21 protein-coding genes are annotated in these 19,912 nt (G+C 47.2%); 5 read left to right on the top strand and 16 right to left on the bottom strand.

Going from position 1 to position 19,912, the window contains the following annotated elements; all coding sequences use genetic code 11:
- Positions 1–7: 7 nt before the first annotated feature.
- Both D3795_RS01705 and D3795_RS01700 read right to left on the bottom strand, forming a co-directional pair.
- Positions 8–961, bottom strand: coding sequence for a DUF429 domain-containing protein (locus D3795_RS01705; RefSeq protein ID WP_156265874.1), 954 nt, complete (start codon positions 959–961; stop codon positions 8–10).
- Positions 961–1,509, bottom strand: a complete 549-nt coding sequence (locus tag D3795_RS01700; protein ID WP_156265873.1) for a DUF924 family protein — start codon at positions 1,507–1,509, stop codon at positions 961–963. Before D3795_RS01700 ends, D3795_RS01705 begins: the two co-directional genes overlap by 1 nt.
- A gap of 75 nt (positions 1,510–1,584) precedes the next feature.
- Here D3795_RS01700 and D3795_RS01695 point away from each other — a divergent pair, with 75 nt between their 5' ends.
- Entirely contained in the window at positions 1,585–2,274 is a 690-nt protein-coding gene (locus tag D3795_RS01695; protein WP_156265872.1) for an aspartate/glutamate racemase family protein, read from the top strand.
- Between the two features lie 6 nt (positions 2,275–2,280).
- Positions 2,281–2,769, top strand: coding sequence for a GNAT family N-acetyltransferase (locus D3795_RS01690; protein ID WP_156265871.1), 489 nt, complete (start codon positions 2,281–2,283; stop codon positions 2,767–2,769).
- 51 nt (positions 2,770–2,820) lie between these two features.
- Here D3795_RS01690 and D3795_RS11480 read toward each other — a convergent pair whose 3' ends face one another.
- From D3795_RS11480 to D3795_RS01670, 3 genes are all read right to left on the bottom strand, one after another.
- Complete coding sequence (locus D3795_RS11480; protein ID WP_173020970.1) at positions 2,821–5,283, bottom strand: endonuclease; 2,463 nt, start codon at positions 5,281–5,283, stop codon at positions 2,821–2,823.
- Between the two features lie 258 nt (positions 5,284–5,541).
- Positions 5,542–6,147 carry a peroxiredoxin gene (locus tag D3795_RS01675; protein ID WP_130202796.1) on the bottom strand — a complete coding sequence of 202 codons (606 nt, stop codon included), beginning with the start codon at positions 6,145–6,147 and terminating at the stop codon, positions 5,542–5,544.
- Positions 6,148–6,174: 27 nt separating this feature from the next.
- Positions 6,175–6,513 carry a Grx4 family monothiol glutaredoxin gene (locus tag D3795_RS01670; RefSeq protein ID WP_126759050.1) on the bottom strand — a complete coding sequence of 113 codons (339 nt, stop codon included), beginning with the start codon at positions 6,511–6,513 and terminating at the stop codon, positions 6,175–6,177.
- A 249-nt stretch (positions 6,514–6,762) separates the two neighbouring features.
- Here D3795_RS01670 and sodB point away from each other — a divergent pair, with 249 nt between their 5' ends.
- Positions 6,763–7,344: a superoxide dismutase [Fe] gene (gene sodB / locus D3795_RS01665; RefSeq protein WP_156265870.1), complete on the top strand. Its 582-nt coding sequence runs from the start codon at positions 6,763–6,765 to the stop codon at positions 7,342–7,344.
- Between the two features lie 132 nt (positions 7,345–7,476).
- Complete coding sequence (locus D3795_RS01660) at positions 7,477–8,553, top strand: NADH:flavin oxidoreductase (protein WP_156265869.1); 1,077 nt, start codon at positions 7,477–7,479, stop codon at positions 8,551–8,553.
- A gap of 67 nt (positions 8,554–8,620) precedes the next feature.
- Here the strand turns inward: D3795_RS01660 and fadR are convergent, their stop codons facing one another.
- Entirely contained in the window at positions 8,621–9,331 is a 711-nt protein-coding gene (gene fadR, locus D3795_RS01655; protein WP_156265868.1) for a fatty acid metabolism transcriptional regulator FadR, read from the bottom strand.
- Positions 9,332–9,517: 186 nt separating this feature from the next.
- Here fadR and dsbB point away from each other — a divergent pair, with 186 nt between their 5' ends.
- Positions 9,518–10,039, top strand: a complete 522-nt coding sequence (dsbB, locus tag D3795_RS01650) for a disulfide bond formation protein DsbB (protein WP_156265867.1) — start codon at positions 9,518–9,520, stop codon at positions 10,037–10,039.
- Here dsbB and D3795_RS01645 read toward each other — a convergent pair.
- The 10 genes from D3795_RS01645 to D3795_RS01600 all read right to left on the bottom strand — a co-directional run bounded on the left by D3795_RS01645 (position 10,036) and on the right by D3795_RS01600 (position 19,544).
- Positions 10,036–10,494, bottom strand: coding sequence for a YcgN family cysteine cluster protein (locus tag D3795_RS01645; protein WP_156265866.1), 459 nt, complete (start codon positions 10,492–10,494; stop codon positions 10,036–10,038). The genes dsbB and D3795_RS01645 overlap by 4 nt on opposite strands.
- A 3-nt stretch (positions 10,495–10,497) precedes the next feature.
- Positions 10,498–11,142, bottom strand: a complete 645-nt coding sequence (locus D3795_RS01640; RefSeq protein ID WP_156265865.1) for a fumarylacetoacetate hydrolase family protein — start codon at positions 11,140–11,142, stop codon at positions 10,498–10,500.
- Positions 11,143–11,148: 6 nt separating this feature from the next.
- The gene (locus D3795_RS01635) at positions 11,149–12,105 is read right to left on the bottom strand and encodes a lytic murein transglycosylase (RefSeq protein ID WP_310942405.1); all 957 of its coding nucleotides are present in this window, start codon (positions 12,103–12,105) and stop codon (positions 11,149–11,151) included.
- Between the two features lie 38 nt (positions 12,106–12,143).
- Positions 12,144–12,425 carry a YcgL domain-containing protein gene (locus D3795_RS01630; protein ID WP_156265863.1) on the bottom strand — a complete coding sequence of 94 codons (282 nt, stop codon included), beginning with the start codon at positions 12,423–12,425 and terminating at the stop codon, positions 12,144–12,146.
- Between the two features lie 2 nt (positions 12,426–12,427).
- A complete protein-coding gene (rnd, locus tag D3795_RS01625; protein ID WP_156265862.1) occupies positions 12,428–13,561 on the bottom strand; it encodes a ribonuclease D in 1,134 nt (377 codons plus the stop codon).
- A 3-nt stretch (positions 13,562–13,564) separates the two neighbouring features.
- Positions 13,565–15,244: a long-chain-fatty-acid--CoA ligase FadD gene (fadD, locus tag D3795_RS01620; RefSeq protein WP_156265861.1), complete on the bottom strand. Its 1,680-nt coding sequence runs from the start codon at positions 15,242–15,244 to the stop codon at positions 13,565–13,567.
- A gap of 79 nt (positions 15,245–15,323) precedes the next feature.
- Positions 15,324–16,235: an alpha/beta fold hydrolase gene (locus D3795_RS01615; protein ID WP_156265860.1), complete on the bottom strand. Its 912-nt coding sequence runs from the start codon at positions 16,233–16,235 to the stop codon at positions 15,324–15,326.
- Between the two features lie 23 nt (positions 16,236–16,258).
- On the bottom strand, positions 16,259–16,831 hold the full coding sequence (locus D3795_RS01610; protein ID WP_156265859.1) for a Slp family lipoprotein: 573 nt from the start codon (positions 16,829–16,831) through the stop codon (positions 16,259–16,261).
- 86 nt (positions 16,832–16,917) lie between these two features.
- Entirely contained in the window at positions 16,918–17,622 is a 705-nt protein-coding gene (gene tsaB, locus D3795_RS01605) for a tRNA (adenosine(37)-N6)-threonylcarbamoyltransferase complex dimerization subunit type 1 TsaB (RefSeq protein WP_310942370.1), read from the bottom strand.
- Complete coding sequence (locus D3795_RS01600; protein WP_156265858.1) at positions 17,619–19,544, bottom strand: ATP-dependent DNA helicase; 1,926 nt, start codon at positions 19,542–19,544, stop codon at positions 17,619–17,621. The genes tsaB and D3795_RS01600 overlap by 4 nt, the downstream gene beginning before the upstream one ends.
- Positions 19,545–19,912: the final 368 nt, after the last annotated feature.

Here is a 19,912-nt window from a genome sequence, read left to right as displayed (position 1 = left end):
TTCGGTATCACAAAAATCGACGCCGAAACTCAGCTTTACGTTGTTCTTGCGTTCCCTTTGATAAGCCTTTACAACGATGTGCCGCGTGAGCATCCCACCCCCACGGCCAACGTTTAAATTCATGCTCGTGACACGCCGGACAAACCTTTCTGTATTCGTTTAACCTTGGATGTGTTGATAGTAATTTTTTAGATGGCACCCAAACAACATCTTGGCTCTCGACCTCTCCGAACACTTCTAATTCTGCTTCGTTCAAGCTTGCTACCCATGCGGCACTATAGGCATCGACTTGGTCATGCATACTACCAGCACTAATTCTCTTTAATATTTTCCAATCTCGCGGCGTTGCCGGCCAACCGGTATAACGAGCAATAGCTTCTAATTGTAACTTTGGAACGCCTTTACGTGTCTTGTGCTTGGTATTTGGTATCAATCGACGGATGTTAGCTTGCGGGAATACCTCTAACACGGGTGCTATCTTCGCCAACTCCCGGGAAATCTCAAAGCCCGCAAGCATCCAGAGTTGCATGGCATGCGGAACCCGAGCCACCTCACCACCTAGCGCCAAATGACGACGCACCTTGTTTATGATTTCATCGAACTCGGGCTTTGAGGGCGTTTTGTAGCAACGTATGCCTGCTTGATTGAGCTCGCGCTCAGCAACTCGATAATCTATCTCTTCTGAGCGAGGTCGCAGCGGCGAATCAATCGCAATCCGCTCAGGCTTTACACCATAAAAGTGACAAACATCGGAAATATACTGACGAATTTGCCGCGCGTAATTCAGATTATATTCGTGCTCTACTACCAGTTTATTGCCATGACCATAAGGCGCCGCAAACGGAAGTTCTTTCACCGGTAAGGGAATTAGGCGCCCTTCCCGCTTCTCGGCAAAAACAATCGGAATGCGCTTCTTCACCGCGCAAGAGACATCAACTCCAATAAAGATAGATCTATCCATTAAAACGACGATCCCGGTTGCTTCAAAAACGCCAACTCATCAGGCGATGATTCGCGCCCGAGTATTGCGTTACGGTGCGGATAGCGGCCGTATTTATCAATAATTTCCTTATGCTTTAATTCGAAGTCGTAATTGGTTTCTAAACCGGGTTGTTTAAATAGTTGAACGGCTTGCTGATGAATCAATGCCGATTCACTGTGCATATAAGGCATGTATAAGAAAGCCTTTTCGGCGGCATTAAAATTGGCATCGACCTTTAACGCGACAACTTCTTGCGCCAGTACCAATGCCATCGCGTCTTGCGCGAACGAAGCCGGCCTATCTCGGTAAACATTCCGAGAAAATTGGTCTAACACGATAATTTCGGCTAGTCGGCCCTTGGCAGACTCTCGCCACTGCCAGAGTTCCCCCTGAGAAGCTGCTTTCAAAGTAGCGCCAAAACGGTGTTTAATCGTTTCGTCTAACGCATCACTTTTAGCAAACCACTGTTGAGGCGTCAGCTCGTTAAACCAAAAATTCAAAACATCAGCAAAGTCATATAATTTCATGCTATAAATTCCTTAGTGCGTGATTGAATTTAACGCTTCATTAGTAAGCGCACAAGTGTAAGGGGATAAGGACGCATGAAAACGATTGGAATTATCGGCGGTATGAGTTGGGAATCCACCCAAACGTACTATCGGTTGATTAACCAGAAAGTGCGCGAGCAGCTTGGCGGATTGCATTCAGCTAAAGTCATTCTTTATAGCGTCGATTTCGCCGAAATAGAACCCTTACAACACGCCGGCGATTGGGCTGGCACGGCAGATATACTGGCGGAAGCAGCGCAAGCGCTTGAAACGGCCGGCGCAGACTTTATTGTGCTGGCAACCAATACGATGCACAAAGTATCGCCAGAAATTGAGCTCGCGGTAAACATTCCCCTACTCCACATTGCCGATGCAACAGCGGCTGCACTGCAAGTAGACAATATCACCACCGTCGGTCTTCTTGGCACCAAATTCACGATGGAACAAGACTTCTATCGCGACCGACTCGAGTCACATGGTATTTGCGTCGTTGTTCCTGAGCTAAGAGAAAGAAACCGTATTCACGAAGTAATTTTCAAAGAGCTCTGCTTGGGCAAAGCAGTGCCGCAATCAAAAACAGATTACTTAAATATCATCAACAAGCTTGCCGAATATGGCGCTGATGCCATCATTTTAGGCTGCACGGAAATCGGGTTACTCATCAGTCAGGCTGATACAAAAATAAAACTCTACGACACAACCGAAATACACGCTGATCAGGCCGTCAAATTCGCGCTAAGTTAGAGCATCATGAACGACAGTAGAAAGATTACTATTAAGTTTTTATCGGAAGCGCCTGAATTATCAACTATTATTGCCAAGTGGTACTACGATGAATGGGGAACTGATAATGCATCGATGACGCTCGAAGCCATGCATGACATCGTCCAAAAGAAAACCGCAAATAACGATCAGCTCCCTTTAAGTTTAGTAATATTCGTTGATGACCATATTGCCGGCGTCGCTGAATTAAAGTATCGCGAAAATAAAAACTTTCCGGAATATACCTACTGGCTTGGTGGTATTTTTGTTGCCCCTCAGTATCGTGGTTTGGGTCTTGCATCTAAACTCATCAACAAAGCAAAAACTGTCGCAGAAAAACTAAACGTGAAACAGTTATATCTGCAAACTGAGCCCAAAAATATCAGCCTTTACGAAGGCCACAATTTTAAGCAACTTCACACCGCAGATCATATGGGTATTCAAACAACCATCATGGTTACCAATTTTTCAGAATAAAAAAGGCCGCCAGTAGGCGACCTTTGAAGTACTCATAAACTAGAATCTGTCTTAAAACCCAAACGATTGACCTTGATTTAGGTTTCCTCGGGTACTACGGCTCGGATTTTGCCACAAAAAGTCGCTGTATTGGGAGCCTGAACCACTCAGCTGCAGAGAATCGTTTGCAGATGAATCGGTTGTTTCAGAAACACCGATGGCCTCAGACTGCATGCCGATCGCTGGGCCCGATGTTGCCGTCATCACACCTTCGTAGCTAATAAACTGCACCACTTGTTCTTGAGCATCAATCAATGCGAGACCATCAGGCGAACCATTCTGCATGCCACCGAAATCAAATGCTAAGGTGCCGAAGCCACCCTGTTGATTACTGATGACGCCAGCTAGCGCAACAGTCGCGTAAACTTCGCCGTTGCTGCCGTTGTATCCCACAATAGTCCAACCACTGAGGTCGCTGCCTGAGTTACCGGCCACTTCAACAAATTCGTTTCGGTCACCGCCTTTGTTGTCGTAATGAAATTCATTTATCCAAACAACTGGGGTAACCGGCGGCGCGCTTACGTTAATTAAAGCAACGCTTTGATCAGTTGCACCTGCGTCATCGGAAACAGTGAGCGTTACGGTGTACTCACCTGCAGCCGAAAACGTATGATTAATTAATGCGCCTGTTGCTGTTGTACCGTCGCCAAAATTCCAATTGTAGGCGACAATACTGCCATCCGAATCGCTGCTGGCAGAGGCATCGAATTGGCACTCTAGGTAGGTACAGGTAGTGTTGAATACAGCTGTTGGTGCCGCATTGACCGGTGCACTACTCACGAAGCTTTGGCCCAGGTTAACGCTACCAGCGGTTGCGCTCTGAGGGGCTTGCCAAGTGAAATCACTGTATTGCTCGCCCGAGCCACTAAGCTGTAACGAATAACCAACCGGTGTCGTGCTGGTTTCACTAACGCCAATATCTTGCGATGATTGTCCAGTTGCAGCTCCGTCCGTTGCCGTCATAACGCCTTCGTAACTTAAGAACTGCACCACATTACCCTGAGCATCAATTAACGCTACACCATCCGGTGCACCATTTTGCAAGCCACTCATTGGAACGTTTAAGGTACCGAATCCATTACTTTGATCAGCTAAAACGCCACTCAAATTAGCGGTTGCATAGGCGGTTCCACCATTACCGTTATAGGCTACCAGTTGCCACCCACTTAAATTGCTTCCGGCACTTCCGGCCACTTCAACGAATTCGCCCGTATCTGTGCCATCATTGTCGTAATGAATTTCATTAATCCAAACGCTGGCAGCTTGAGTTCCGCCGCTTGCGGTTGCAAAAGCTTCGTTGCTAAATACCGATTCGTTACCTGAGGTATCAACTGCCGTTACAACGTAATAATAAGTTGTGCCACCTGAAACGCTGTAATCATCATATGCTACTGAAGTAACAAGTGCATTGGTCAATCGGCTGTAACCGCTACCCGCGACTGTGCTTCGATAAACATGATAACCCGCTAGATCTGATTCGGCATTTTGATTCCAAGCTAAGGCAATAAGTCCGCTACCGGCAGAAGCACTGACATAGCTTGGTGCCGTTGGTGCGGTGGTATCGCCACCACCTGAGCTTCCATCACAGATATTCTCGAACACACAGGTTGCGAATTCAGGGTGATCAATAAACGGATTGCGGTTGCCTTGGAATGAATACACGATATCGTTACGACGGCGCTCCAAGTCATCCACAGGGTCTTCTTGATGCCATTGCAGCAAGACTGATTTCAAACCCATGTAAGCGACCGAAATGTTTGCGCCCTGATTCGATTGAGCAATCAAATTGCGATCATCGGTCAGAATCAGATCCGGCTCACTAAATCCAGTCACGCCGTGCGTACCACCTTCATAGCGCACAGCCATGTACATCAGAGCACGGGCGACATCACCGCGACGCCCTGACCAGGTTTCCCAAGTACCGGCATCAAAAGATCCTTCCGTCCAATTCGATTGGCTTGAGCTGCCACCTCGCCCATTGTTAAACTCGGTTGGCTTTTCAGTACAAGCCGTCGTGCAATTGGCATACGGCTTATTACTGCGACTTGAGTTATAGCCACTGTCTGAAATAAACAAATGATGCGCATCGGTATAGGCATAATTTGAACTGCCATCATTCGGAAACCCATAAGATTTTGGCCAGCTATGTTCGCGATTATAAAGTGTGTTGCCACCGCCAACTTTTCCATAACTGGCGTTTTTATAAACATCGATCACATTATTCGTATTATCCGGATCTTCATCGGCCGCTTCTAAAATATCCCAAGTATCGGTGCTACTTGAGGTATATGGAAAGCGTTGGTGATCATCAATAATTTCGTGAAGTGATTGTTGTAAGGTTTGTGCGTTACTTTGATCAACCGAGTTGTAATAACCGGTTGGCGGAGCCGCAATTGCTGTAAGTGAGAAAAATGAAAAACAAGTGACCGCGAGCAGGCTTTGTTTTATCAAGCCTTGTTTTGAAAAGACGCTCATCGATTTACCCTTATAGTTTTTATAAATAATTGGTGTATACATCGAATATTTATTGCAAACAAAGCTTAATCAATAATTGAACAGCTGATCATTAATTAACCAAACCTTTGCAGTAAACGAGCGCATTAAATCATTTCTTTATTAATTTTCAATGACATTTTTTAGAAATAAAAAAGGCCGCCCGAAGGCGACCTCTTGTTCTTTATTGTTTCGTTTTCCGAATAACGAATAACGATTAGCCAATAACTCTTTTCGTCTTTACAGCTTGCTAGCGTTCTTAGACAGGTAATCAGCAACACCCTTAGGATCAGCCTTCATACCTTCATCACCTTCTTTCCAACCAGCCGGACATACATCGCCGTGCTTCTGGTGGAAGTTCAACGCGTCAACCAAACGAATCATTTCGTCAATGTTACGACCTAATGGTAAGTCGTTCACGATTTGGTGACGAACTAAACCGTCTTCGTCAATCAAGAACGATGCACGGAAAGCAACGCCAGCTTCTGGATGCTCAACGTCATAAGCACGGCAGATTGAGTGTTTCACGTCAGCAACCAATGGATATTTCACTTGACCGATACCACCGTCTGCTTCAGCAGTGTTTCGCCATGCGTTATGCGTGAATTGTGAATCGATAGAAACACCGATTACTTCAACGCCACGCTTCTTGAACTCTTCTAAACGGTGATCAAATGCGATCAATTCAGAAGGACAAACGAACGTGAAGTCTAATGGATAGAAGAAAACAACAGCTTTCTTGCCTTTAATTTGCTCGTGCAAGTTAAAGTTTTCAACAATTTCGCCAGTACCAAGTACGGCAGCTGCAGTGAAGTTAGGAGCCTTACGACCTACTAATACACCCATGGTTAATCTCCATTTAGTTGTTTAAGTTTATTCAGCTTCTGGCGCCGGATGACGCGCAGCAACTTCGTTAATTAATTCTTGTAATTCGCCTTTTTGGAACATTTCCAAAATAATGTCACAACCACCAACTAATTCGCCTTCAACCCACAATTGTGGGAACGTTGGCCAATCAGCAAATTTCGGCAATTCAGCACGGATATCTGGATTTTGCAGTATATCCACATACGCGAAGGCTTGGCCACAGCTCATGAGAGCTTGTGAAGCTTGCGATGAGAAGCCACAGCTTGGCAACTTCGGTGAACCTTTCATGTACAACAGAATCGGATTTTCTGCGATCTGTTGCTTAATTTTTTCAACAGTTTCCATGACTACCTCAGGTAATGAGCGTTTCTAACGGCGCGCATTATACCATGTTCATAAAACACATTCAGTACGCGAAACCGTCATAAAGAAGTTATACTTTAGGGTAAAGTTAACCCTTGAAATAAACTTTTGTGCCACAATTTCACTATATAGTGACGGCAAGTTTTGAATTCAATGGTAAAATAGCCAGAATTCGAAACAAACAATTAAACGTACAATACACTCATTTCTCAACAACAACGGAGAGTCGACATGGCATTTGAATTACCAGCATTGCCTTACGAGAAAAATGCACTTGAGCCACATATTTCAGCAGAGACCATTGAGTATCACTATGGTAAACATCACCAAACTTACGTGACCAAGCTGAACGACGCGGTAAAAGGCACCGATATGGAAGGCAAGTCACTCGAAGATATTATCAAAACTTCTAAAGGCGGCGTATTTAACAACGCAGCTCAAGTTTGGAACCACACGTTCTACTGGCATTGCTTAAGCCCAAATGGCGGCGGTGCGCCTACTGGTGCGGTTGCTGACGCAATTAACGCGGCATTCGGTTCATTCGACAAGTTCAAAGAAGAGTTCAGTGCGCAAGCAGCTGGCAACTTCGGTTCTGGCTGGACTTGGTTGGTGAAAAAAGCTGACGGTTCAGTTGCAATCGTGAACACCAGCAACGCTGAAACCCCGCTAACTGATTCTTCAGTCACGCCAATCATGACCGTTGACGTTTGGGAACACGCTTACTACATCGATTACCGTAACGCGCGTCCAAACTACTTAAACGCGTTCTGGAACTTGGTAAACTGGGACTTCGTCGCGAAAAACTTCGCGTAAGTCTGAATCTTCAAAAACGGCCAAATCGCGTGCGGTTTGGCCGTTTTTTATTGCCTCCCTGCTGATCAAATCACTTGAAAATGACGTAATCACCCCCACTGCATAGTTATACTTTTATCAAAGTGAGGGCTTATGTTTATTGATGTATCTAATCGTTTTACAGTCGCACCAATGACGCGTACCAGTGCTGATGAGCACGGTGTTCCAACTGAATTGATGGGCGATTACTACGAGCGTTTCGCCAAAGGTGGTTTCGGATTGATCATCACCGAAGGTGTTTACACCGATGATCGCGCCTCACAAGGCTACGTGAACCAACCTGGTATCATTAATGCGGCACAGGCTGACGCCTGGCGAAGCATTGTCGAGCGTATTCATGCCGCCGGTAGCAAAGCCATCATGCAGCTCATGCATGCCGGTGCACAAATGCAGCACAGCAATTTCGTTGATCAACCAATCGCACCAAGTGCCGTACAACCGAAAGGTGAGCCGTTAAGTTTATACGGCGATGTGCCGGGTTGGTTGACCCCAAAAGAAGCATCTCTCAGCGATCTTGAGCATGCCTTAAATAGCTTTGTCGCTTCAGCGAAAAGAGCCGAAGAAATTGGGTTTGATGGTGTTGAATTACATGCTGCGAATGGTTACTTATTGAATGAATTTTTGAGCACGCACTTTAATCAACGTGACGATGAATTCGGTGGTTCGCTCGACAAGCGAATCGCGTTTGTTGAACGCGTGGTTCGTGCTGTTCGAAACGCCGTCAGTGACAACTTTGTCGTCGGCATCCGAATTGGGCAAATCACGGTCACTGACAATGACTATCAATGGCCTGAAGGCGAAGCTGCTGCGGTGAAGTTAGTGCGTGTGTTAACCGATGCCGGCGTTGATTTTATTCATACCACGGACACCACAGTTGACCGCAAGCCCTTTGCTGATAACAGTAAGAAGACACTGGCCGAGGTGGTTGCGGCTGAAACGAACGTTGGTTTGATTATCAATGGCGGTATTGATGAGACCAACTACGCAGACTACGCCGCGCAATTCCCAAATGCACTGCTGGCGTTAGGTAAAAAAGCGTTAGCGAACCCAGACTTCCCGGAGCGTTTTAAAGCAGGTGACACCTTGGCTGATTTGGATTTTCAAATGTTATTACCAAAAGCCACGTTGGAAAACGAGTGGAAGTGGCGTGCTCAACAAGGCGTCGAATAAATCGGAATGAAGGCTTGTCGAGTAACGCCTGTTACTCGACAACTTCTTTAATCGACTTTATTCAACTTTACTCAACTAGGTTAGCAGGAATATCACCACGCATGCCGTGCCAAATACGGCCAGACTGGTAACCATACTCACGAACCAGTAATACCGCATCATCACGACGCGAATCGGCGGCCATTTCACTGAGGTCTGCGTAGTATTTACGTGCCAATTTACGAGCATCCGCGTTAGAGAAATAGAAGTTACCGATGCGCGAATACAATCCTTTGAAACCGTTCAATACCAATACGTAGATTGGATTGCCCGATGCCAGCGCTAAATCGTGATTCAAACGGTAATCGTACTGGCTAAAGGCTTCAGCTGAGTCTTCGAGTGACTCGGCTTCTTTCAATAACTCGACAACCTTCTCTGGTGCATTGCGAACCGCTTGACGAATATAGATAGCACTAATATTGGTGCGAGCAGACAATAACTGATCGACCAATTCTGGCATGCCATCTTCATCAAGGCGCGCTAACGTTTCGAGGATATTCAGACCTGAGGTTTCCCAGAAATTGTTGACGCGCGTTGGCTTGCCGTGCTGAATAGTTAACCAACCATCTCGGGCAAGACGCTGCAACACTTCGCGCAAGGTCGTACGGGTAACACCAATCAGCTCGGACAACTCACGCTCTGCTGGTAAGATAGTGCCGGGTGCAAAATGCCCGTTCCAGATTGATTTTACGATATATTCCTCGGCAAAACCTGCTGGACTTTGTGCCTTAATAATCATGAAGTGGCCTGTATTTTGAATAACGTTACCTAATGTAGGGTTACTATTTGTTATAATCAGTTGCTTGATTCTACCAGTCTTTTCAATGGTCGGACAAGTTTTGTAAAGCTTCTTAACCCAATCTTATCGACAATCAATTTAGGCTCAGGTATCGTTCTTGGCAAATAATTATAAGGCGGTGATTTTATGGTAACTTTTTTAGCCAAACTCCCGGCACAACGAAAGGCCTGGGCAATTCTTTCAGCGTCATGCTTTGCATTGTTAGCTGCGGCTTTATTTTTTCAATATCAACTTGGCTTAGAGCCCTGTGTAAAATGTATTTATCAACGCACCGCCGTGCTAGCCATTGGTTTAGCCGCATTAATTCCGCTATTCGCACCGCAATTACTGATCACGCGAGTGCTGGGTTTTGCGGGTTGGTTAGTGGCTTCTATTTGGGGCTGGCTGATTGCGCGCGAGCATCTCGAAATTCAAAACTCAGAAAACTCATGGTTTATTGTTTGCGACACCTTCCCAAACTTTCCTAGCTGGATGCCGCTGCATGAATGGTTTCCGAATTTCTTTGCTGCCCCTGGGCAATGTGGGGAAATTGACTGGCAGTTTATCGGCTTAAGCATGCCAGGTTGGATGCAGGTTATCTTTGCAACCTACACCATAATCGGTGTTGCTGTTCTGCTAGCGCGCTTGGTGAAATTCAAAACGGTTTAATTGGTATCGCGTAGCGGCCAAGTCACAATACGAAGTTCAAGGTCTTCTTCTACTGCGTCTTCATTGTCGATTAAGCCTGCTGCGCTCATGCCAGTGGCAATCATTGGTGCCCGGGAGCCGGCATGGTAAAGCGGATGCCATGACGCCAACCCACGTCCCTCAGCTAAACGCCGATACGCACAACTGGTCGGCATGTAATCCAAATCATGAACGTTTTCAGGGGTAATGACGACGCAGTCCGGCACATGTTGTTTGCGGTTGGCGTAATCACTGCACTGCGCCGTTTTGGTATCGAGTAATCGACAGCTAACGTCGGTGTAATGAATCACTTCTTCGTTGTCAGCTTCGTCAATGAGTTTGTGCAAGCAACACTTGCCACAGCCATCACAAAGACTCTCCCACTCCTCGTGGGTTAATTCGTGTAATGCTTTGGCTTCCCAAAAATGACCGCTCACGGCTTACTCGGCGGCACGCACAACACCGGCCCATTGCCACTGTTGTGTGTCGTTTTTGAGAGTTAGTTCAAGTTCATCGCCTAAGCTTAATGCGGCAACACCCGCAGGCGTGCCAGTCAATACCACATCACCCGGTACTAGCGTGAATTGCTGTGAAATATCCGCGAGCAAGTCGGCAATAGTAAAAATCATCTCGCTTGATTTGCCGTGCTGCCGACGTTCGCCATTCACTGACAACGCAATGTCAAAATCAGCATCCGAATTAAACTCAACGCGCCCAACCATCGGCCCGAGTACACAGGAGCCATCGAATGCCTTCGCTCGCTCCCACGGTTGGCCTTGTGCTTTTAATTCGCTTTGCACCTGACGCAGCGTTAAATCGAGCGCGACACCGTATCCCGCAATGGCTTTTATGGCTTGCTCAGGCGTCGCTTTGCGCAGTGGAATACCGATATAAACTGCCAATTCAATCTCGTGCTGGCATTCGCCTTGATCCGTTGGAATACGCACCTCTGGCAGGCGTGTAATGGACGACGGCGGCTTCATAAATAACAACGGCCGAGTCGGCACGGGGTTATTTAATTCAGCGGCATGATCCACATAGTTGCGGCCCACACAGACAATTTTGCTTGGCGGTTGTAATCCCATACGTGCTTACCTCGGGAAACGAATACGATCAGACAAATACCCTACCGCGGCCACAAAATAATGTGAGCGGTTCCAACGCATTAAAGCGTCATAGTTGTTGTACGCTAAAAACACACGACCTTGTTTGTCGTCTGGTATCACAACCGATGCTTCAATGTCGTCGCGCTGCGGCAAATCACCACCATCATAGCGACGTACGCCAAGTTCTTGCCATTCAGATAATGGCTTTTTCACATTCAATGACGCTAACTCAGTATCAAATTCTTCAGGCAGTTGCACCTGACGGCCCCACGTCACATCGTCACGCCAGCCAACCGATTTCAAGTAATTTGCGGCCGAGGCAAACACATCACCTTGCGAACCCCAAATGTCTTTACGACCGTCGCCATCATAATCCACCGCGTACGACATAAATGAACTCGGCATAAACTGTGCCTGGCCCATCGCACCAGCCCAAGAGCCTTTCATTTGCTCAATTGGAATGTGGCCTTCTTCAACAATGGTCAGGGCATGCCATAGCTCTTTTTTGAAGAACGCTTCACGACGCCCCTCATAGGCCATGGTGGTTAAAGCTGAAATAACATCCATACCACCAGTAAATGAACCAAAGTTTGTCTCAATTCCCCATAACGCCACAATAAAGCGCGGTTGAACGCCGTACTCTGAGCCAATTTTCTCGAGAAGTTCCCGATGCTGCTCGTACATTTCTACCGCTTTCTTTGCCTTCCACTCAGGCACTGCGCGCGGTAAATAGGTATCCAGAGTCAGTTTGAATTCTGGTTGATTGCGATCCGCTTTCACTGAGCGTTGGTAAAACTGAACGCCGGCAAAAGCCGTCTCTAACGTCTCAGCTTTGTAACCATCTGCAAGCGCTTCTTGTTTAATCTGCTCAACATAGGCGGTAAAGCCCTCTTCGCCCTTCTCGGCATTTTCTTCTGCCACCGCCAGCCAAGGCACTGCCATAAAAATGACGGCTAAAGTTAAGTTACGGACTACTTGAATCATGACGCAGACTCCTTTTGTTGTTGCTTATGCGTCGCCAATAAATTTTCTTCTTTCGGTGGCATCTGCAAATAAAATCCCGCTTCATTGAGGTGCTTGGTTAACTCCTCAACGCTCAATCGTGCCAATTTGCGCTCGGCTTTTAGCGCAATGGTCATCACGTGTATAGGTTGACCAAAGCTTTTCTGCAAAGGTTCAGGGATTTTTGTAAAGTCCGCAGGGTGCGGCATGTAAAGATAGGTATCAGCCCGACGTGGGCTGCGATAAATCGCACACAACATGATTAACGATCTCGCTGTAATATCGCTTCCAAAGATGCTTTCAGCTTAGCCCCTCGCCAGCTTCGGTACAAGTCAGGGAGTGACAGGTCTGACTTGGCAGCGGCAGGTATTTGCCATTCCCAATGAATCACATCATTGATTTGGCGGCGCGATGCAATTAAGCCCGGCTCGACGCCTAGCTCTTTTGCTAAGGCCGCTACTGCTTGCTTAATGGCATTGAATACTGGCTTGTAACCACGCATATCCGTCAGACGTTCAAGTAGTGCTGGAAAACTCTCTACTGCCTGCCCTTTTCGAACGGCGGCGAGTAATGACTCGCCCGCATAACGAATTGTAACCGGCGATAAGTCGGTAATACCACGCAAGTGCCCCAGATTCTCTGGCATGCGACGCGCCAGCTCAAGTAAGGTGTGGTCTTTCGCCACGAAGCCGAGCGGAATGTCTGACTTCTTCGCGCGCTCTAAACGCCACATCATTAACTCACGCAACACGGCCAGTTGCTGTTGATTGCATTGCCAGGCATTACCAAAAAACAAATACAACCACTGCGGCGGCACTTGCTGCGCTCGACGAATTACCTGCTCTGCGCTCTCGGCTTCCACTAATGCAATTTTCTCGTCACTGAGCTCAGCGCGTAAGCGTGGATAAATATCATGTAAATAGAACACATCGGCAGCAGCATAATCGAGTTGCTCGGCCGACAATGGTCGCTGTAACCAATCGGTTCGCGATTGCGACTTATCGAGTTCAACATCGTCGTAATGCTTGACCATCGCCGCATACCCCATCGCTTCGCCATGCCCCGCAAAAGCTGCTGCAATCTGAGTATCGAAGATATGGGTCGGAATTTGCCCCATGTTTTGCGCCAAGATTTCGTAATCTTCGCCGCCAGCATGTATCACAACATGCACGTTGGGATCTTTGAGCAATTGCCAAAACGGCTCTAGGTCAACGCCTGAGGTGGGATCAATCAACACTAACTGATCAGCCGCGCGTACCTGTAGTAAACCCAAACGGGCATAATAAGTGCGCGTGCGAACAAATTCAGTATCAAGAGCGAGATAAGGCGCTTGCCGAGCTTGCTCGCAGAAAGCGAGCAAGTCAGCATGGGTGGTAATAAGCTGAAATGGCAGCATGTGTTAGTTCGACTTTGCCTCTTCTTCGTCGCGAAGTTCGCGACGCAGTATTTTACCGACGTTACTTTTCGGTAACTCATCACGGAATTCAACCAACTTCGGAACTTTGTAGCCGGTCATATTTTCGCGCGCATAGGTAATCAGCTCTTTTTCGCTTAAGCTGTTGTCTTTGCGTACCACAAATATTTTAACTTGCTCACCAGAGGCTTCATGAGGTACGCCAATGGCCGCAACTTCTAGAACTTTTGGATGGTCGGCAATCACATCTTCAATTTCGTTCGGGTACACATTAAAGCCTGAGACCAAAATCATGTCTTTCTTACGATCGACAATTTTGAAGAAGCCATTTTCGTCCATTACACCAATGTCGCCGGTCGCGAACCAGTCGCCGTCCTTCATGACTTTTTCGGTTTCTTCTGGACGATTTAAATAACCAACCATGACTTGTGGGCCACGTACCTGAATTTCACCGGGTTCGCCCTGCACCACTTCTTTACCCGTTTCAGTGTCAACAATGCGCACATCGGTTGATGGCAGCGGAATACCAATGGTGCCGTTGTAATGTTCGATATCGGTTGGGTTCACCGTCACAACCGGAGAACATTCCGTTAAGCCGTAACCTTCCAACAAGCGCGATTTGGTTACGCGTTCCCAATGCTCAGCAACTGATCGTTGCACTGCCATACCGCCGCCTAGGGCAATTTTCAGATGCGAAAAATCTAAGTCTTTAAAGCCTTCGGCATGAAGTAACCCGTTAAACAACGTATTCACGCCCGAAATCATTGAGAACGGATATTTCTGGAGTTCCTTGACGAAGCCTTTCATATCTCGCGGGTTGGTGATCAAGATATTACGACCACCGTGCTTCATGAAGGTTAAGCAGTTCGCCGTTAAAGCGAAGATATGATACAGCGGAAGTGCTGTCACAATGGTCTCTTCACCGTCGTTCACCAATGGCGCAACAATGGCTGAAACCATCTCTAAGTTCGCAACCATATTGCGGTGCGACAGCATCGCGCCTTTGGCTAAACCAGTGGTACCACCGGTGTACTGTAAAAAGGCGAGATCGTTGCCAGACATCTGCGGGCGCTCATATTTCGCCTTCTCACCTTGATTCAGCGCAGTGCGGAAGTTAACGGTGTTTTTGAGCGTATAACTCGGAACCATTTTCTTCACATATTTAACGACCGCATTCACAAGCCAACGTTTGGGTGCCGGGAGCATATCGCCAATAGCGGTTAAGATAACTTTCTCAACCGGAACGTCCGCTTCAACTTTTTCAAGGGTGTTGGCAAAGTTATCCAGAATCACAATCGCTTTCGCGTTGGCATCTGACAGCTGATGCTTTAATTCACGGGGGGTATACAGCGGATTCACGTTAACGACCACGAGACCCGCACGTAAGGCACCAAATAGCGCAATGGGATACTGCAACAAGTTTGGCATCATAATTGCCAATGCATCGCCTTTCTTAAGGCCTTGTTGTTGCAAATATGCAGCGAAATGACGCGAAAGTACGTCAAGTTCGTTGAAAGTTAGTTCGGTATCCATATTTACATAGGCAACTTTGTCACCGTAGTTTTGGATACTTTGCTCGAAAATGTCGACCAGCGAATTAAAATGGTCCGGATCAATAGTCTCCGGTACGCCAGCTGGATAACGTTTAAGCCAAATTTTATCCACGCGCTTCATGCTCCTGAACAATTTATGTCATTTTTATATGTTAATAACGCGCAATCATCGCATATCCGACCAGTGTTGCCTAGCCGTTGTGTGCACGAACCATCTGTGATAATGCACCGATAATCGCAGCTGGTTGCTCCATATGCACGTGATGCCCACCTTCAACTTCTGCCACTTCAAGATGTGGCACAAACGCTTGCCACTGCTCAAGCGCTTGTTTCAAACGTTGATGACCGGTGCTTCCAAGAATCACTTGAAACGGACATTGAATATGTTTCAGCACGTCAGCAATTTGTTCGGCGGTTAGCCGTACAGGAGATTTTAGACGTAGTTGGCCATCGGCGCGAAACCGGAAGTCATTGTCACCAAGCTTCTCGATACCGCGCTCGACCAAGAGCGCCGCAAGTTCTCGGCTAAAATCACCGGCATGTTTGCGTGCCATTACTGCGGTTTGTAAATCGCGATAGTGTGGGCGGTGCTTGAATTGCTGCTGCCAACGGCTTTCAAACCCTTGGCGTAAGTCGGTGGTGGTATCGCTTGCTTTCGAAGCGAGCAGTCCAAAGGCTTCAATCGCCAAGAGCAAAGATACTTTCTCTGGCGCAATACCCGCAAACATATTGGCGACATAAGCCCCCATTGAATGGGCGACAATGCTTACTTTTTGCCACTGTTGCTGCTCACAAATGTGCCAAAGGTCATAAACATAATCCATAAATGGGTAGTAATTGCCTGCCGGACGATGATCACTATGACCGTGCCCTGCCCAATCGAGTGCAATGAGGTGATACTTTTCAGCAAGTGGGCTTTGTAAAAATGCCTCAGCTATCGGTAGAAAACTATGCGCATTATCAAGCCAGCCATGCAGTGCAAGTAGCGGTTCGCCTTTCCGGTTACCCCAGCTGAGCCCGCGAACATTGCCCCACGGCAACTCAAAAGAAACAGGCTCAGCAAACTGCCGAGCCTGTTTATATACCAATGTTTCTTCAATCATTGAATTTTACTACTTCCGTTTAATTAATTATCTTTCGTCGGCTGAGGGTTTTTATCCATCACTGGACCTGGATAATAAATGCGGCGTGGATACGTCGGTTGCGAATACCAATAGTGACGATACCACAGCGCATCATAATTCACTTCCAAGCGAGCAGGCTCTTTTCGTACCGGCCATAGGTATTTGCTTGAAACGTTGAGTACTGGAAATAAGTAGGTGTACTCATCAATCGCGCCAGTTTCTGGCTCAGCTACGGTGCCGACAAAGGTCACCGAACTACCTTGTTTCCATACCATTGGATCAACGAAGCCAGTTATCTTGGCGCGAAAACGGCCTTGGCTCTGGTCACTTGTTAATGGTCGACCCCAACGCTGTAGGTCGAAGTTGACCACCTCAATCACCGTTCCCGAATCTGAGTTACGCACGTCAGCGACGACGCCACCCCAGCGTGCGGTTTTGCCAACAGCAACTTCTGGCTGTTCTAGCGCAGCGCTATACGAAACCAATTGCTCATCATCAGCAACTTGTAATGCGTCAGGAAACGACGAACAAGCACTGAGCAGCAATGCTGAAAAAATAGCGGCGATGCGTTTCATAATCGGTACCTCACTGAAATTTGATTCGTACTAGTTATAGCACTTAGATTAAGCTTTTGCTCAGTAAGTTCCGGTATTTTGGTGTTTTATTCACGCCCCGGTAACTTTTTCCAAGCAACTTCATTACGTACATACAGCGGCTCAAGATCGGCAGCTTCAACGGCCTTGCCGTTAACGAGTGCCCAACGCAACATGTCTTCAGCTAAAGGCAATGTCACAGCTTCTAGCACAGTCACCTGCTGGTTCGGATTCAATGCCTCACCATAGGCTTCCCAGCCAGTTCCAGCGCCTTTCACTGCATCAGTCGCAGCAACGTCAGACCACCATGCTAATTCAGTAATATCTGATAATGGTGCCATTTGTTCAGGCGATAACTGTTCTGCCATGCCGTTATTGTTGCGAAACGGCGCAACGTAAATTTCCTGCATACGGGCATCAATCGCGCTGATCACCGCTTTTGCATCATGTTGACGAATCGCCTGCTGAGCAAGTGCTGTTAATGTACTGACGGGAATTACCGGCAAAGTGTGACTAAAAGCCAAACCTTGTGCGACAGAAACGCCAATACGTACGCCGGTAAAACTTCCTGGGCCGTTACCAACAACAAGCGCATCGAGGTCGGCCAGTGTGATGTTTTGCTCATCGAGTACTTCTTGTACGAAGCCCAAAATACGCTGTGAATGCTCACGTGGTGTCACTGCGGCACGAGTGACTAGGGTATCTCCGACTTTCAGTGCCACCGAACATTGCTCAGTGGAAGTATCGAGTGCTAAAACTGCATTCAAATTCACTCTGAATTCTCCAAAGTATCTAAAAACTCAAGCGCTACCGTTAAGTCACGCGTGCGACGCATGGCTGGTAAGCTTTGCAAAAATACGCCGCCATAGGGCTTGGTGACGAGGCGCTGATCACACACAATCAATACACCTCGATCATCGGCATCGCGAATAAGTCGCCCTGCGCCCTGCTTCAGCGCAATAATAGCTTGCGGTAATTGTACCTGAGCAAACGGGTCAACTCCACGCAGACGACAGTCTTCCACGCGCGCCTGCAGTAACGGATCGTCGGGGCTCGCAAATGGCAGTTTATCAATGATCACGCAACGCAGAGCATCGCCACGCACATCTACCCCTTCCCAAAAAGAGGCGGTACCAAGCAATACGCCATTACCTGCCGCGATAAACTGCTGTAACAACTCACGTTTACTAGTACTGCCCTGCACAAAAAGAGGCCGGTCGGTTTTATGCTCTAATTGCTTGGCAATCATTTGCAGCATACGATGGCTGGTAAATAACACGAATGTACCGCCACTTTGATTGTGTTCAATCACTTGCTCAACAATCTCAAGCAGGGTTGCCGGCATCCCCCGCTCATGCGGTTGCGGCAAGTAACGCGGCAGACACAGTAAAGCCTGTTCAGCAAAATTAAATGGGCTCGCTAAACACAAGGTTTTCGCGTGATTAATACCAAGCTGCTCAGTAAAATGACGAAAATCTTCACCTACCGCTAATGTTGCTGAGGTGAATACCCACGCCATCTCACTACGCTCAAGATAGCCACCAAACTTCTCAGCGACACTTAATGGCGTTTGATGCAAGGTGACCTGTCGAGCGGTGGTTTCAAACCAGAAGCTATAACCTGTGCGGCTCACATCCTGCAGCTGTTCCCATTTATGTAAGAACTGCACACAACGCTCATAAGCGTTATCAAGATCTTGATTGCGCCCGAGCGCACTCTTGCATACCTCACGCAAGAATGTGAGATGCTCTGCCACCACATCGGCAGCAAGTCGCACCGCCGGCTGCTGCGAAAACTGACGCCAATTGCCCCGCATCGGATCTTTCGGAAACACCAAGCGCCAATCATTTAAGCTACCAAGTAGCTTATCGGCGGCTTTATCGAGTTGGCGCAAGTCTTTGAGCTCGGTTAAATACAGTACTTTGAGCTCGTGGGCTAATTCTTGTAACTGACGACTGGAAACCGCTTCACCAAAATATTGGCTGGCAATATCAGGTAGCTGATGGGCTTCGTCAAAAATAACGGCATCGGCCTGCGGTACCAGCTCGCCAAAACCAACATCTTTAAGCGCCATATCCGCAAAAAACAAATGATGATTCACCACAACTAAATCAGCATCCATGGCGCGTTTACGGGCTTTCACCAGATAGCAATCGTCATAATCGGGACAATCACGCCCCAAACAATTGTCTACCGTGCTGGTTACCGTGGGCAGAATGGCTGCGTCTTCTTGCAAAATGTTGATGGTACCGACATCACCATCATCCGTTCGCTGCGCCCATTTTCTCACTTCAACTAACTGACCTTGTAGCTCTTTGCTCATTTCACCGCTGTGCGCCACGGCCTGATTCATGCGGTGCAGACACAAATAGTTCGCGCGGCCTTTCAGTAGCGCCACCATCTTCTTTGGCGCTAACGCATCACGTAACGCGGGTAAATCGCGGTGATACAACTGTTCTTGCAAGGCTTTGGTGCCGGTCGAAATAATCGCTTTACCATCATCCAGTAACACCGGCACTAAATAAGCAAAGGTTTTGCCGGTACCAGTTTCCGCTTCTACTACGAGTTGTGATTTTTTTACCAAGGCACGTTCGACCGCAGCCGCCATCTCGCTTTGCGCCGCACGAGGCCGAAAGCCTTGTAGAGTGCGCGCCAGCACACCATCAGCTTGAAATTGTGAGGTAACTTTAGACATGAAATGGGTTCGAAATTAGTGATGCGACAAATGTAACATAAAACACGAAAGCGTTACTCGTTATTCGTTGTTCGTTATTGGTTGCTCGTTATTCGTTATTCGAGAAAAGAGAAAGGCTAAAATTAAATATACAACTTGATACAGGAAATTACATTTTCTTTGTTTTTATTGGTTGATAGCGGCAAAAATACCTATACAATTAACCCGTACTTTAATCGAAGAGCTAAACAAGCCCTTCGAATAACCAATAACGAACAACGAATAACGAACAACGATTTTATGATTTTAAAGCAGCATCACCATCATCTACATCTGTGTTAGCCCAGACATTCTCTGAAGGCTAACTCAAATATTTTGGGGCTGCCTTC

The organism is Pseudidiomarina andamanensis, assembly GCF_009734345.1.
GTDB classification, from domain to species: Bacteria; Pseudomonadota; Gammaproteobacteria; order Enterobacterales; family Alteromonadaceae; genus Pseudidiomarina; species Pseudidiomarina andamanensis.
This window is presented reverse-complemented; position numbering and strand designations above follow the sequence as displayed.

Bases quoted from the DNA above. Each gene is read 5' to 3' on its own strand.
- D3795_RS01705 (WP_156265874.1), bottom strand. From the start codon at position 961: ATGGATAGATCTATCTTTATTGGAGTTGATGTCTCTTGCGCGGTGAAG.
- D3795_RS01700 (WP_156265873.1), bottom strand. From the start codon at position 1,509: ATGAAATTATATGACTTTGCTGATGTTTTGAATTTTTGGTTTAACGAG.
- D3795_RS01695 (WP_156265872.1), top strand. From the start codon at position 1,585: ATGAAAACGATTGGAATTATCGGCGGTATGAGTTGGGAATCCACCCAA.
- D3795_RS01690 (WP_156265871.1), top strand. From the start codon at position 2,281: ATGAACGACAGTAGAAAGATTACTATTAAGTTTTTATCGGAAGCGCCT.
- D3795_RS11480 (WP_173020970.1), bottom strand. From the start codon at position 5,283: ATGAGCGTCTTTTCAAAACAAGGCTTGATAAAACAAAGCCTGCTCGCG.
- D3795_RS01675 (WP_130202796.1), bottom strand. From the start codon at position 6,147: ATGGGTGTATTAGTAGGTCGTAAGGCTCCTAACTTCACTGCAGCTGCC.
- D3795_RS01670 (WP_126759050.1), bottom strand. From the start codon at position 6,513: ATGGAAACTGTTGAAAAAATTAAGCAACAGATCGCAGAAAATCCGATT.
- sodB (WP_156265870.1), top strand. From the start codon at position 6,763: ATGGCATTTGAATTACCAGCATTGCCTTACGAGAAAAATGCACTTGAG.
- D3795_RS01660 (WP_156265869.1), top strand. From the start codon at position 7,477: ATGTTTATTGATGTATCTAATCGTTTTACAGTCGCACCAATGACGCGT.
- fadR (WP_156265868.1), bottom strand. From the start codon at position 9,331: ATGATTATTAAGGCACAAAGTCCAGCAGGTTTTGCCGAGGAATATATC.
- dsbB (WP_156265867.1), top strand. From the start codon at position 9,518: ATGGTAACTTTTTTAGCCAAACTCCCGGCACAACGAAAGGCCTGGGCA.
- D3795_RS01640 (WP_156265865.1), bottom strand. From the start codon at position 11,142: ATGGGATTACAACCGCCAAGCAAAATTGTCTGTGTGGGCCGCAACTAT.
- D3795_RS01635 (WP_310942405.1), bottom strand. From the start codon at position 12,105: ATGGCAGTGCCTTGGCTGGCGGTGGCAGAAGAAAATGCCGAGAAGGGC.
- D3795_RS01630 (WP_156265863.1), bottom strand. From the start codon at position 12,425: ATGTTGTGTGCGATTTATCGCAGCCCACGTCGGGCTGATACCTATCTT.
- rnd (WP_156265862.1), bottom strand. From the start codon at position 13,561: ATGCTGCCATTTCAGCTTATTACCACCCATGCTGACTTGCTCGCTTTC.
- D3795_RS01615 (WP_156265860.1), bottom strand. From the start codon at position 16,235: ATGATTGAAGAAACATTGGTATATAAACAGGCTCGGCAGTTTGCTGAG.
- D3795_RS01610 (WP_156265859.1), bottom strand. From the start codon at position 16,831: ATGAAACGCATCGCCGCTATTTTTTCAGCATTGCTGCTCAGTGCTTGT.
- D3795_RS01600 (WP_156265858.1), bottom strand. From the start codon at position 19,544: ATGTCTAAAGTTACCTCACAATTTCAAGCTGATGGTGTGCTGGCGCGC.